This is a genomic window from bacterium SCSIO 12741, assembly GCA_024398055.1.
Lineage (GTDB): Bacteria > Bacteroidota > Bacteroidia > Flavobacteriales_G > Salibacteraceae > SCSIO-12741.
On sequence record CP073749.1, the window covers coordinates 3,469,507 to 3,484,040 of the forward strand.

The 14,534-nt window shown below is 41.6% G+C and carries 13 protein-coding genes and 1 pseudogene; all 14 read right to left on the minus strand.

What is annotated here, in order from left to right:
• Positions 1-21 precede the first annotated feature (21 nt).
• Positions 22-1,233: a beta-lactamase family protein gene (locus KFE98_14830; GenBank protein UTW61280.1), complete on the minus strand. Its 1,212-nt coding sequence runs from the start codon at positions 1,231-1,233 to the stop codon at positions 22-24.
• Positions 1,234-1,372: 139 nt separating this feature from the next.
• Entirely contained in the window at positions 1,373-2,635 is a 1,263-nt protein-coding gene (locus tag KFE98_14835; GenBank protein ID UTW61281.1) for a T9SS type A sorting domain-containing protein, read from the minus strand.
• 37 nt (positions 2,636-2,672) lie between these two features.
• Positions 2,673-3,218 carry a nucleoside monophosphate kinase gene (locus KFE98_14840; protein ID UTW61282.1) on the minus strand — a complete coding sequence of 182 codons (546 nt, stop codon included), beginning with the start codon at positions 3,216-3,218 and terminating at the stop codon, positions 2,673-2,675.
• On the minus strand, positions 3,208-3,861 hold the full coding sequence (locus tag KFE98_14845; GenBank protein UTW61283.1) for a hypothetical protein: 654 nt from the start codon (positions 3,859-3,861) through the stop codon (positions 3,208-3,210). The genes KFE98_14840 and KFE98_14845 overlap by 11 nt, the downstream gene beginning before the upstream one ends.
• A gap of 148 nt (positions 3,862-4,009) precedes the next feature.
• Entirely contained in the window at positions 4,010-5,023 is a 1,014-nt protein-coding gene (locus KFE98_14850; GenBank protein ID UTW61284.1) for a hypothetical protein, read from the minus strand.
• A gap of 18 nt (positions 5,024-5,041) precedes the next feature.
• Complete coding sequence (locus KFE98_14855) at positions 5,042-6,064, minus strand: hypothetical protein (protein ID UTW61285.1); 1,023 nt, start codon at positions 6,062-6,064, stop codon at positions 5,042-5,044.
• A gap of 52 nt (positions 6,065-6,116) precedes the next feature.
• Entirely contained in the window at positions 6,117-6,731 is a 615-nt protein-coding gene (locus KFE98_14860; GenBank protein UTW61286.1) for a DUF1211 domain-containing protein, read from the minus strand.
• Positions 6,732-6,915: 184 nt separating this feature from the next.
• A complete protein-coding gene (locus tag KFE98_14865; protein UTW61287.1) occupies positions 6,916-8,994 on the minus strand; it encodes a sigma 54-interacting transcriptional regulator in 2,079 nt (692 codons plus the stop codon).
• A 110-nt stretch (positions 8,995-9,104) separates the two neighbouring features.
• Complete coding sequence (locus KFE98_14870; protein ID UTW61288.1) at positions 9,105-9,785, minus strand: NAD(P)H-binding protein; 681 nt, start codon at positions 9,783-9,785, stop codon at positions 9,105-9,107.
• 133 nt (positions 9,786-9,918) lie between these two features.
• The gene (locus KFE98_14875) at positions 9,919-10,455 is read right to left on the minus strand and encodes a hypothetical protein (protein ID UTW61289.1); all 537 of its coding nucleotides are present in this window, start codon (positions 10,453-10,455) and stop codon (positions 9,919-9,921) included.
• Positions 10,456-10,525: 70 nt separating this feature from the next.
• Positions 10,526-10,693, minus strand: coding sequence for a hypothetical protein (locus KFE98_14880; protein ID UTW61290.1), 168 nt, complete (start codon positions 10,691-10,693; stop codon positions 10,526-10,528).
• 278 nt (positions 10,694-10,971) lie between these two features.
• Positions 10,972-11,373, minus strand: coding sequence for a hypothetical protein (locus KFE98_14885; protein ID UTW61291.1), 402 nt, complete (start codon positions 11,371-11,373; stop codon positions 10,972-10,974).
• A gap of 578 nt (positions 11,374-11,951) precedes the next feature.
• Entirely contained in the window at positions 11,952-12,515 is a 564-nt protein-coding gene (locus KFE98_14890) for a hypothetical protein (GenBank protein ID UTW61292.1), read from the minus strand.
• Between the two features lie 480 nt (positions 12,516-12,995).
• Positions 12,996-14,434 (minus strand): annotated as a pseudogene (locus KFE98_14895) (AAA family ATPase).
• Between the last annotated feature and the right edge of the window lie 100 nt (positions 14,435-14,534).

Below are 14,534 nucleotides of genomic sequence, written 5' to 3' on the forward strand. Positions count from 1 at the left end.
AAATCTATTTACACGGCGCTATCAATCTGTATGAGTTTGCTCATTCATCCGATCATACCATTTCTGGGCCTCTTTGAGGTCTCCACGTATTTCATAGATTTTACCTCGATGATAAAGAAGCTCCCGATCATCGGGAAGGTCGGCCAACAACAGGTCATTGAGCAGGAGAGCGATGGATGCGGTTTTTTCATGCATATAGTCGCATTGCAACCAGTATAGGTCCATGATATTTTTATCATACAACAGGGTGTCAGGATGGTTCCAGGTATCCTCTATGCGATCCCATTCACTTTCTTCAATAAGACGCTGAACTTCTACAGTTAAGGAGGGCTTGGGAGTCTTGATTTCAAAATCGTTGGACAAATAATGCAGTCCCAAATCCAGGATAGAGCGTTGGGCGTTCGAGAGAATGACCACCCCTCTTTTGGATTCAATATGATACCCTATGAAGCTGTTCGATCCTCCGGAAATACCATTGTGCCAGATGATCGATTCCTGATTTCTACGAAAAACCAGCCAACCATTTCTACAGTAGAGTGAGTCGGCTTCAACGGCTGCCACATCTTTTTCCTGATAGGTAGAAGAAAAGGAGGGATTGTTTTTTATTTGGTAACGCAGGTATTGAGTCAAATCAGTTGCAGTAGATCGCACGCCTCCCATGTATTGGTTAAATCCTGGAAAGTCCCAAACTTCCACGTTTATTCCAAAGTTGTGCGGGTAGATGGTAGGACGAAAACTCACCTCCGCAGAGGTGTTCTGAAGCCCAAGGGTAGAGATCAAAGAGGCCATTCCCTTTTTATCGGTCAGTTCTTCCAACATACAGCCGAGCAGCGCATACCCCAGATTCGAATACTGCCATTTGCCCACCGAATCCAGATCAATGTTCATCAGGTCAGAATAGAATTGGGTTTTGTCATAATCCATGTAAGGGTTGCTCCAGTTTTCTGGCCAGAAATCCTCTGCCAACCGAGGAAGTCCGGAGGTGTGGTTGACCAGTTGCTGTACCGTGATTTGTTGAATCGTCTCAGGGAGTGAATCCGGCAGAAATGCCCTCATTTCCTGATCCCAGTTTAGCATTCCTTCCTTCACGAGTTGGTGGATTAAGGTTGAAGTAAAGGTTTTGCTGATCGAGGCTAATTCGAAAACCGAATTTTCTCCAATGGGACTGCCGGCTATCGATTCCTTACCAAAGAAGTAATAGTTGGCTTTTCCGCTGCTGTCGATAGTGGCCACGGCTATTCCCGGGTTGATGTTTAGGTTTACCCGACGTTCGATTTCATCTTTTAATTCTTGGGGTAGTGCCTGAGCCCAACTTTGGAGATTAACCCCAGAATGAGAATTAGGCTTGAAATAAACTTTAGAATTGATTCGCTCACTTAATGCTGATTTTCTCCCAGAAAACCTCTCCCAAATCGTTTTTGATTTGGATTAGATAAGTACCGGATGGTAGCTCGGAAACAGTGAAGGAAAGTTTTGCAGCGTTTTTTCCCTGAAATTGAATCATTCGCTCCAGGTTGAGGTTGTAGATTTCTACATCTTTAATGTTCCCCTTTCCCACGTGAACGGTTATCAAGTCATTCGCTGGATTGGGATATAGGTTTAAATCGCCTGAGGTCTTAGAAGTGTTGATATGGTTGGTTTGGGCACAATTGTCCAAGTGTCGTTTTAGGAATTCGTTTTGTGTTTCTCCTTGTGTAGTGTTGATGGAAAGAGCTGGGATGTTGGCTTTTACTTCCGAGAGATTAGCCGCGATAGCGGCCTGCTGAATTTCGCGTCCATGAAAAGGGTGGTGAAACAAATCGTCGCTTGGATGCACGGCAGTTGAGGGGCTACTCATGTAGATCGGAGCATCATCTGCTGATAGGTGAAAAAGCATGTCTACCTCTTGCCGGTATTGAATCAATGCTGGATCGTGCAGAATTTGCCGCGCTGAATCATATCCACCGTAGAAATTGGAGCCTCGGTTAAATCCCAAGTGATTTTCAATACTGTCCAGGGTAAAGGTGGTGCCTTGCCCATCGAAATTTTGGTAGACCTGAGTTTCCCATTTGTACAAATCGTAAGTAGCCTGGCTACCGTTAAGAGCCGTTGCACAAACCCGTGTGGAGTTTTGCAAAACCGGATCAGTGGCACCCGCTTCAGCCATATCGGATCGTGTACCCAACCAAAAGCTGGTACCCGCTCCTGCGGAACTGCCTTTTAAGGCGATTTTTTTCGGATCAATAAAGAGATCGTTTGAGTAGTGTCGGATGAATTGTAACCCTCGTTTTGAATCGTTGAGGCATTTAATTACCCCTTCATTATCAGCCTGAGTTGTTTCCAGTAAACGGTATCCCATACTGGCATAGGCGATCCCATTTTCCAAAAAGTACTTGATGTCTGCTCGCAGGGTTGCATTATTGAGAACCTGATCCGGAGATCCTCCGGTAAACCCACCGCCATGAATAAAAATCACTAATGGATAGGTACCCGTGGTATCCGGCAAGAAGAGATGAAACACCTGTTTGTTCTGATCCACATTATCATATTCCACATCCAAGGCGTAAACCGGATTGGCCGAGTTGATCCCAAAGCTGGAAGGTATCGGTGCGAAATTGGGTTGAACTTGGGCTGCAGCCAATGCAGTCAGCAGCATTAAAAACAATGATATATAGATGTATTTCAACATTTGATCAATCAATATTCCCGCTCAAAACTATCCTGTCAACTAATTCGCTCAATCGAAAATCAGGCTTGACATTAATAATATGGTTATGCTCAAACAAGTAATCACAAACTTCTTGATGTTGTTCTAAAATCAATTTTACATTTTTCGGCAGCTCTTTGCTATAGTAGGGTGGATTCTCAGGCATAAAGTTAATGCCAATTATTGATGACTCTTTGAACATCCTATCGGATTTTAGTAGTTTGATTTGCCCTATTGTTCTTGGGTATCCAAGTAAGAGGAATGTTTCAGGTTTTGAAGCAGCTAATTTGGATTTTAATAGATCTAAAACCAGAGTGTTAGGTAATATTTCTCCAAGTTCCAATCTATTCTTTATCCGTTGGGCCAAAGAAGAATTGGTCAGTAATTCATCTGTTAGCACCTCATTTATAGGTATGATCGAAATGTTCAATTTATGAGCCAATTGTTTGCCTAATTCTAAATGGGACGGAGAGGGTGCTCCCAGAATTAGGAAAACCTTTTTAGCCCTATATCCTAAATGATCAATACCCATACTCGTCAAACGTGCGATAATCCAAATATCGTGGAAAGCCCGTATTTTCGATAGAATCGGTTTTGATTACAATCCACTCTCCATTTTCGAATTTTCGAGAAATTCTCTCAGATCCATAAACATCGATTCCGTAAAAGGGAATCAGGCTATCCGATTTTACATGAAGAAAGTACTGTGAGGTTCCACCATGAAAGGCCCAACTATCTATACAGTTGATCACTGAATTATACGTTAAATTGGGATAGTCTTCCGAATTTTTGATATGGATGAAGGTGGATTTTTCGGGATCAAAAAGAAGTAAGGTTCTCACTGTATTGGACCCACGAGCGGCGATCATAGAAACAAAACTATAATCCGGATAACCATCACCGTTGTAATCATAAACTTCAGGGTCACAGCTTCTCACCGGGTCCTTATCCACAACAAAATGAGCTACACGGTCTCCAGACAAAGTGGACTTGAAAAACTGAACCTGCACCTGGTGATCGTCGCTTTCAGAAACGATTCGAACAAGGTGAACAATGAACATTTCTCCTGATTGCGTTACGATGGTGTCCAAATAGGTTTCATTGTACTCCTTGAATTGCCCAAAACAGAGAGTCGATGGTAGTAAAAAGAGAAGTAGAAGAATGGATCGGCTCATATATGATTGATATTCTCCGAAGATATAAACTCCAATTTGGCGCACAGCTAATTTTTTGGGATTAGTGAAGCGCCATTAATACTTATGGAATAAAAAAAGCATCCCCGAAGGAATGCTTTTTCTCATCAGCTGCTATATCGATTTGATTTCAACCTTCTCTTACCAGTGGTCCATGGCTGCATCGCATTCCACCTCCCGTTAAGTGATTGGTTTCAGTCATATCGGTATACACGATTTCCACGCCTTTTTGGGCTACTTTGTCTCCAACGTGCTCAAATTCAGTAGACATGGCATACACACCATGGCCAAGAGGTAAACCGTTGCAGGCATCAATTTTGGCCTCCTCAATGGTCACATCCACCAGGTCCCAATTTTTGATAAGCTCAGGTAACCCCTTGGGGAAAGCGTCCTTGCAAACTAAGGCCACTCCCTCTTTTGGTGCTGAAAAACAACAGTCCAGATGCATGACTTCTGGGCTGTACTCAACGAAATGAACTTTCCAGCCTTCGGATTTGAGAATGGAGGCAAGCCATTTCAATCCGAGTAGGTTGGAATCCACTCCGTTGTATCCCAATAAAACATTTTTATTCCCAAGAGGGAATACATCTCCACCGGTTAGGAAGGGACCTTTACCTCCATCTTTAGAACTTGAATCAGGCATAGAGGTTGGCATGCTAATCCACTTAGCATTGGAGCCTAAAACACGTTCTTCCATAATATGGCGGTAGCCGAATACATCTTTTCTTCGGTTGGGTACTCGGTTCGAACCTTCAATCACCAGGTTTCCGACCACAATGAGTGGATCTTTGGTAAAAATGGATCCTACGCCTTTTTGTAAGTAACCCTGGTAGTTCAACTCATCTTCATTGAGCAATCTGGGGCGGTAAACTTTAACTCCTCGGCTTTCCAGAAGCTTTACCCAGTTTTCTACCTCAAGGCACATTTTATCGTAGCGCTCCTTGTTAGCCTGTTCAAAGGTTTTGTTTTCGTTATCCATAAAGATGCTGCGCTCGGCTTCATCAAAAATGTTTAACCGGTCTTTGAACAAGGGTATCATCGTTGGATAGGTCATTTGCTCGGGCCTTCCTATGATAACTTCCTTGAGTTCACCCCATTCATTTCCAACCCAAATGTCGGGTCTTGGTTCTAGGTTTAAATGCATACTTGAATAAGGATTTAATTAGTCAATTTCTCTGCGGATAACAGAGATTTTACAGCGAATTCCACCGGCACCAAAGGCGTGTGTTTTAAAAGGAACGGGAACGGTTTTGATTCCTCGTTTTTCCAGTTCTTCAATTACACGCGGTGCTTCTTCGGGAATCAAAATGGTGGTAGGATCAATCATGGTGCAGCAGGTAGCTGTGGCCAGGGCTTCTTCCCGGTTAACCCAAATCACATCAAAATCGCTCATAAATTCAGGAAGTCCATTGGGGAAAGAGTCGCGGTAGGCAATGACCAATTTTGGTCCGGCGATGCAGATGACGGCAAATAAGTGATGGATTCCAACATCGGGTAGGTTGATGATCTCTACGCGGTAGCCATCGTGCTCCAGCATTCTTTTTACCCAGTTGGCTCCTCTTTCGTTGGTAGAGGAGCGAGAAGTGGCTACTAATACACGGCCATCTCCTAAGTTTAATACATCTCCACCTTCGTAGATGTAGTCGCGTTCCAGTTTAGGTGATGGTGGGGTATAGTGTAGTATGTTTTGATCGTTATCGATGTAGGGTTGATGCAATTCTCTTACGGGAAATAGGTGTGCCCAGGCCAGATCGGAAGCCCATGCATTTTCAAGTACGTTTCTTCCTACTACCCAAATCGGCTCGGCTGCAAAGGTCTGGGTGAAGGCTTGAGCCCCTCGACTCATTTTGGTAATTTCTTCGGTAGTAGCTTCACGGGCTATGTGCACTTTTACTCCGTGATTTTCCAATGCCTGTCTCAAGGCCTGGGTTTCTCCCAGATGGCTTTCGATAAACTCAGGATCGTGGTCGATCACGGGTTCTCCACCGGCTTTGCGCATAATTTCGAGAAGACGAGGTTGCAAAACACCGCCGTATACTTTCTCGATATATGGCGTTAGGGCAGGGAGCACCATGTTGCGCTCATTTCCGAGGATCACTTCCTTAAGAGTACCGTATAGGTTAAACTCTCCGTACCCGTTTTGGGTAGGTGCGGGCACATGCGTTTGCGTTTTTGTTGTTTCCATAATTCGTAATTAGATTTTTTAAAATGGGCAGCTACTGGAGCTGTAATAGGAGTTAGGAGCTCTGTTTGAACTTCAATAAGGCTTTCTTGGAGAATACCATGATCACAGGTATAAGGACAAAACTGATGTCCCAGAAAAAGGGATTGATAAAAGCCAGTCCCATGGCGATTGCTGCGATTATGGGTTCGGACAACATTTGGTTGGTAAAGGTTTTCATGTAGTTGACGTCGTATTCCGTTTTGAGCAAATTCTTTTTGTGGGCGTAAAAAACACCGCCGTAAGCCGTCAATCCTGAAGTGATCATAATGATGCTGAACAATACCCGGGGTTCGTGGCCGGATGGAAAAAGAACGAACAGGAGGTTGGCCACTGGAATGAGCATGATAAAGATGAGGTAGACCATAAAAAACCAAATCAGGCTCTTGTCTACTTTTTCAATGAGGTTAAAAGATTCCAGGTTTTTAACCCAGTAGACCGTGATGACTAAAAATGAAATGACGAAGGCCGAAAAGCTGTTGGACTGCTGAAACAAGATGTCCATAAATGTCTGCGTCGACTGATCAGGGACAGTTTCCGGAATTTTAAAACTTAGGATAAGAACTGTCATCGCTGAAGCGAAAACAAGATCGATGATAAACCGCATTCGGCTTCTCCACTCTGGTACCATTTGAACTTTATTTTGGGTGTACTTTCAATTCAATTAAGCGATGTGCTTAGTTGAAAGCATTGCCCTAAGTCTAAATGTGTGCCAGAAAGTCCGTTAAAATGCTAATGATCGGGAAACCAGGGTTTAACTGTTTTTCGTGTAGATCGGAAATCTACGATATTTCGAAGTCCGTGAAATATCGCGGTTAAGAAACTGGTTTTATTATCTCCAATTTCTTGATTCGACTTCTTAAAGTGCTCGGATTAATTCTTAGGATTTCGGCAGCTCCTTCGATACCCTCAATTTTATAATTGCAATGTTCTAAAACCTGTTGGATATGTTCCCGTTCCATTTCCTTGAGGCTTTTGAATCGGGAGGGTCTGGAAGGACTTCCATTTTGCGCAAAGAGCGGATCGGCGAGAACCAGTTTTTCATTTTCGCTAACGATTACGGCTCGTTCAATCACGTTCTGAAGTTCTCGGATGTTACCGGGCCAGGAATACTGCATTAGGTCATGAATCAATCGGGGAGAAATTTGAGAGATTTTCTTTCTCAGTTTCACGGCATTTTTTTGGACAAAGAATTTGACCAGAAGCGGAATGTCATCCTTTCGTTCCCGAAGCGACGGAACCTGAATGGGGTAAACGTTTAACCGGTAGTACAAGTCCTCTCTAAAAGTTCCTGCCCCCACATCTTCCAATAGATTTCGATTCGTCGCTGCTATGATTCGAACATTTACCTTCTGGGTAGTTTCGCTTCCTATTCGTTCAAATTCACCGCTTTGAAGAACACGTAGTAGTTTGGCTTGAAGCGCCATGGGCATTTCTCCAATTTCATCCAGAAACAGGGTTCCTTCATGGGCCATTTCGAAGCGACCTTTCCTTTTTTGAAGAGCTCCTGTAAAGGCTCCCTTTTCATGTCCGAAGAGTTCACTTTCAATCAAATCCTTGGGCAGTGCGGCACAGTTAACCTTAACGAAGGAGCGGTTTTTCCGCTTGCTGTTTTGGTAGATCGCTTGAGCAAAAAGTTCTTTACCCGATCCCGTTTCACCTTCCAGCAGCACGGTAGCGTCTGTGGGAGCAACTTGCTCAGTTTTGTGCAATGCCTTTAATAGAGCCTTGCTCTCTCCAATAATGTTGTGGGAATTCAAGTTGATCATAACCTCATCTTTCAGATAGAGGTTTTCTGCCCGAAGTTGTTGTTCTAAATCCCTTAGTTGCCGGATGAGTTTTTTCTGTTCGTTTTGGTAGTCAACAATTTCTGTTCTATCGGCGCCAATGGCCATAGTGCCCGTTTGCACTCCTTTTTCATTTTTGAGAGTAACCAGCCACCAATCAAATATTCTTATTGATCCGGTTTTCGTTTTGAAGTGCTCCGGAAAAAAGGAGGCTTGATGCTCCTGATCGGTGAATAGGAGAGAGGTGTTTTGCCCAATAATCGAAGAGGAATCATAGCCACTCAAATTGTTGAAGTAAGGGTTGGTGTACTGAATTTGACCTTCATTGTCAATTTGGATAACAGATAGTTTTACTTTCTGGAAGAGCTCACTCCATCGTTTTTCATTGACCCCCAATTTATCCATGGCATCAAATCCGTTGAGAACAGAATTGGCCAGCTGCAAACTCATGACCACGATGAGCATGAAAAACACATTAATAGTCAGGTAAACCGTATTGAGGCCTAAATAGTCGAGCAACAAATTGTCGTTGACCACAGAGAAAACCATGGTTCCAAAGAGGGCCATGGTTATTAGATTTTGTCGGTTTTTATTTTTTAAATAGGCCCTTAGGCTCCAGTAAAAATTGACAACAGTTATGGCGAGTAAATAGAAGAACAATGGAATTCCCCAATTGCCTTGTGTTCCCACTACCTCATAAATATCTGTGTGCTGGTAAGGAATGGTTACAATGTCAGAAATGTGATCAAAGAACATGTAGGGGCGCAAAGTGCTTATTGCCAATATTCCAGCCGTGAATAGGAACAAGGAATACAGCAATTTTTTCTCCTTGGCTTGGGTGTAATGAAAGGTGAAATAGGAGAGGAGGGCATAGAACACACCGCCCAATATATTGGCGATTTTGGTGATAAGAATATATTCCTCAACCGTTGGGAAAAACACCGGGATTTCCACCAAAAGGTAGTGCACAAAGAGAACCAAACAGGTAATTCCAAACAAGGAATAAATCGGCGCTGATTTTCGCTTCAATCCTATGAAGGTAAAAATGATTCCTGCTAATAGGCTGGATCCCAGTACGGTAAAATCAAAATACGGATGATAAGCCATGTATCTATTGAATTTAGGTTCAGAATTAGGAATTATATCTGAAAAAGTAAAATCGGTCGATCGAAAAATGACTGAAAATGGCGGGCATGGGACTAATCAAATAGGTCGGTTTATCCATGGATCAAGGCAGATTCTGATTGACAGCCAACTAAGGCTGGTGCTTTATGAATCAGTTGGATATTGGTTAATGCGTCCACCATAAACAGGGCAAAATCAATTCTTCGGGTAAGGTTACTTGCCAGGATTGAGTCACCCACATGTTCACTCCATACAGGCAGACCTTGGCTTTCGCCTTCTTCCAGATCACTGCCTCTTACCACTGTCCAATTCGTTTGACTTTTAAAAATCAACTCACAGGCTCGCTCTTGATCATCGATTTCAAGTACCCGAAATAGTTTTCCTAACCAAGTAAAAAAACGCACCTTTTTTTGGAATGACTTCTCGTATCGATCCTGCCCATCCAAAGAAATATGCCAGCCGCAGGAAAAAATCAATCGAGCTTCTTTTTCGGCAAAATCCAAAACAGCTTGGGCAGTGCCCGAAGAATACCGTTGCACGCCCCAGGGAACCAAAACGGTGAGCACTCCATCGCATCCCTTCACCGCTTTTTGGATCACCTCCCGATCGTTAGTTGCCCCTGGAATAATAGATATGCGACCTTCAAATTCCTTGAGTTTTCCCACGCTCTTGGTGCGACAAACAGCCACAACTTCGTAGCCCTTATCCAGGCAATGTTGAACCATGTATTTGCCCAGTTTTCCTGAAGCTCCTATGATGCATATGCGTTTCATATTTATCCCTGGTTCTGCCAAACTAACCTGAAATGAATAGGTCTTAAAACATAACTAAGCGTAGTTTGTAACTACGCGTTTCTATTTATGATTCATCAATTTCATTGAAAGGTTTGTTCGGATTAATCACCAATTAATGATATTTATGGGTCAAGTTCAATTCATCTATATAGATCCTCAATCGAAGAATTCGATTTCGGATTGTTTGATAAGCAAAGAAGTGGGAGTTTAAGTTTTGCTCACGACCGAGTCCATATTTCGACACGTTGGCATAGGCAACGTAAGTTAAATTAAGCCAATCGTATTCAGTCGTAAAATATTGGTTCCAATGTTCCTGGCTCACCACAAATTGTTCGACATCTTCCTTGTTGAGACTGTCTTCTAGAATTTTGGCCAGATGGTTCAATTCCTTTTTGGCGTGTCGAATGGCTAATAGATAAGAGCAGCCAATGCCGTTGTGTTTAGTGTTTTCACGGGTACTCATATAACCAGCTAAAACAGAATCAGCTTCAATGAATTTTCCGTCTGGGTAAAATGTTATCCATTCCAAATCCTGAAATTCAGCTTTCCAGTTATTCATGTCCATTTGAGGCTTCCAGGGAAGGTGGTCGCATTGGCTAAGACAAGGAATGGTGTAAATAATGAGGCCTAAAATAAGTGCGACTTTCATATGCGGCTGATATAGCATGATGGATGAGGTTTTCAAATTTTGCAACTAGGCTGAGGTTAGAAAATGTGGATTATGATTCTTTTTTCCGGAAAAGACTTGTGCCAAAAAAGGTCAAACTGCCAATCAAAAAAAGGATATTGACCGTTCGGGCAAATGGAGGAGCTCCTTCAGGCCAGATTTGTCCAAGTAGTACCATGATATTCAGTATGATTAAGAGGATGATGGCTGCTTTTTTCATCTTTAAAATTTTGGAAAGCGGAAGTACGCGAAAACATTTCAGAAAAGCAATTTTCAACTTTTAATTTCTTAGCTACTCGTGATAAATACAAGATATACTTCAGGGTAGTTACAAACTACCCTGAGATGAGATATAAAGAATAAACACAACTAAGCGTAGTTTGTAACTACGCGTTTCGATTGGCTATTCATAGGTTTCATTCAAAGTGTTGTTCAGGCGATCGGTTGGTTAATAAGTTTTACAGAGATCGTAACTGATGTACTCACTTCGACTCGACTCTATAGTCCGTCTATTTCAGCCTTTAAGTGTTCAATCTCTTCTGGATTCAAAAATTCATACCAGAGAACGTTTAGTCCTTCATAAAGGAGTGCATCAAAGGCCACATTTATCCATTTCTCGAATTCTTTGTCCTGTAACTGAAAGATTCGCGGATCACCAGATATTATTCGATGACCGTTACGAGCCATCCATTCTCTTGGATTCATTCTTAGGTCGTAAACTTTAGATTTCAAATGTTCTTCTTCCTGAGATGAAATCTCCTTTTGTCTGAAGTATTGAGGTGGGGACACAGGTCTTATTTCGGGTGATCTGAAATATTCATCTGACCGAATATAATCCATCTTTTCCTGCAGCAGTTCTTTGTCTCCAAAATTTGTTTGCTGGAATTTTGCTTGATCCAAATTTTGAAGAATACCTATTTCCAACTCTGACCTTTTGCTCACCAATTTGCTATTAAGATAAACTCTTCCTGGAAGCTCTGATTCTCGGTGGATTTTCCAAATTGCATGCTGAACAAAATGAATTTTGAAGGCTTGCTCAAGATCATTTTTGCAGATTAGGGATATGCTTCCCCCGTCCATCCAAGCTTGAAGTTCGAGTATTGTTGTGGGTACAAAATCAGTTTCGAGTGTGAGCGCGAGAGCGAAGACTAGGAACTGATTTTTCTTCGCTCTCGTTCTCAAACTCGCTCTAACTCTCACTTTCAGCTTTCCATTGGGAACGAATTTCTTACAAGGTTTAGCTGCCAATCCACTCCTTTCCAATAACGGATAGGCAACGAGACTGGATTTCGGAAAATCTTTATTATCCTTAGACGTATTCTGTGTTTCTGGTTGGTTCGAAGTGTTCTAAATGTATCAGTGAAAAGCTACGCTGAATTTTTAGATGATAGTATAGTCGTAGACAGAAACCATATCGAATTAAGATACATGAACATAATATACTTTGTTCTTGCCTGTTTTATTCTTGATTCAAGGCCTCATTTATATTTATTACGTGCTTCATACAACTTGACTAATGGGTGTTCTTCATTAATATGAAGTTCAGTTTTTTCTCCAAAATTCCTTTTTCTTCTCTCATTCTCAAGTGGTTTTAAGATTTTCGGAATTATTTCTAAATCCTCTTTAGTCCAATTAAGAAATAAATCTTTTTTGTCAATCAACTTGTTCTGATAGGCGTTGGCTACATCAATATAAAAGTTGACAATGAGTCTTCTTTGAAAGTATATTGTACTTTCTAAATAGTTCTTTTTGTTATAACCTGCAAGGCTATTTAACTTCTTCATCTCTAATCCATCAATCTCAAAATACTTCTCAATAAAGGTATCATTGTTTGTTCTGTATAATTCCCATATTCTTCTTATTGCAAGGGCCATTTCTGTGCTTCTATAATGGCTAATGAGGTCTCTTACATTTTGTTTTTTTAAAGTTTTTCGTGATACTTTCCATACTGACATTGTGAATAGTGCGCTTGTTATCGCCAATATCAAACTTATATAGGGAAGATACTCTCGTACATAGGGCAGATACTCTGAAAGTTTCATATACTTTTTTTGCTATTTTTCTTAATGGCACTAAACGACTACATAAAGACATTCCTATATTCTCAATATACATTCAATGGATTATCGAATGGAAACTCAAAAGCGAGGCTACCACAAGAGAAACACAGTTTAGTCTTACCTAAATTAACCATTTAAATCAAAACAACTAACCTCCTCTTTCAACTTATCAACCTCCTGAATATCAACTAAAAATGGTTCGAGAGCAGTCTGGCCCCCTGTACGAAATAGCAGAAGCTCTGATTTTCAGGGCTTTTGTTGTTTATAGGCAAAGAGACTGATTTTCAGAATTTCACGGCAATCCCAATGATAGTAGCCGTTTTGGGTTGGTTCGAATTTTTAACGGTTTGGCTAAGGAACCTGCGGGTATAGGGGCACGTATTTGTCTTCAAAGTGCCAAGTTTTATTATGTGTATAAATGCTGATTTTACCTTGTCAGCCCACATGTTTACTTAGCCTTTGTTAGGCAACGTTTTCTAGTTCATCGGAAATTGATCTTACGAAGTCTTCTCGTTGTTGTTGGGTAAGAACATTTCTAACCCATGACTTGCACATAGCTCGCCACAATTCTCTTCCCCCTAATGTAAGGTTATCTGCTACATGTTTCACCCAATCATGGTGATCAGCGAGAGTAATGGCATGTTCAGAATTGTCAACCAAATCAGCATGGGAACGTGAAATTGTATCAGCTACATCGGGAAATCCGTTATTCAATAATTGAGTCATCACAACTCTTTCTGGGGCGTCACCTCCCGGCAAAATCAAACACCCTTGAGCTGGGTCTTGGTCGCCATCAAGAGCCACAAGCGTAGGCCTTGTAAAGCGATTTTGGTGCTTCATCGTACCAAGAGAAACTCCAACAGAGGCGGAACCATAAGGTACAACATCAATTCTGGTTAAAATTTCTGGTTGTGTATGAGCCACTATTTCTTCTACGATAATTTTTGCGTCATAGTCCTCAACATAAAAATCGAGTTCTGGATGGTTTTCGTCATCCATTTTGGACAACGCAAATTCAGTACTAACTCCATGGACGACTTGTTTCCCCCTACACTATTAAATACATATACTCGTGCCTCCATAGGAAGTTCGTCAAGTACATATGGAGAGTGTGTCGTGAGAATAAATTGGGCTTTCTTCTCTCTAGAAATAATCGCTAAATCTCTGATTAGTCTTCTTTGTGCTCTAGGATGTAATGAAGTCTCAACTTCATCAATTAATACAAGAGAATAATTTGGGATTTCGAGGGCAACCAGGTCTGCCAATGTCGCTTCACCGGCCCCTTGATGAAAACCAGAATAACTGGCTTCGCCCCAACCAACCACAGGTACCTGTCTATCAGGGTCTGTTCTCGTTGAAGAATGCCTAGCGGTATTATATGTACGACCTACAATCTTGGAAAAACGAGTTTTTTGGTCATCGGAAAATTCTGTGGAAGCACCTTCTTCCAAATTTCTATTGGTCAATCTGGAGTAACCTGTTCTCGCATAGATGGGTTGTATTCTCCTTAAATCTAAATACTTTACAGGTCTATTACGTCTAGTTTCATTCCCCCTCCACCTTGCGGTTGGTTTCCTAACTGAAATGGAATGAAAATCATGCCCTTCTTTAATAGAGGATCGAATTGTTATTCCCTCAATTGAGTCCCAAGCAGTATCAGGGAAAAAATCAGAGGCGTAATAAAATCTATCTGTTTCGTGTTTGTACAAGGCAGCAGCGGCTTGTATGATAGTGCTTTTCCCAGCACCATTTTCACCAACGATGGCGACTATTGGGAAGTTGAATTCTACACGCTGACCTTCCCACCCTCTTAAATTTTCAATTTCCAGCCAGAAGAGGTGCTTTGGGAAATCACCTCGATCCCAGGTGTTTTTTAATCTCCGTATTTCAGTTGATATCATGCTTATTCTTTAATGTTGCCAAACGATTGTATAAAGACATGTCTTTATTTTCTCTGTACGTTCAATTGATCAACCAACAAAAACTTAAAAACAAGGCTAC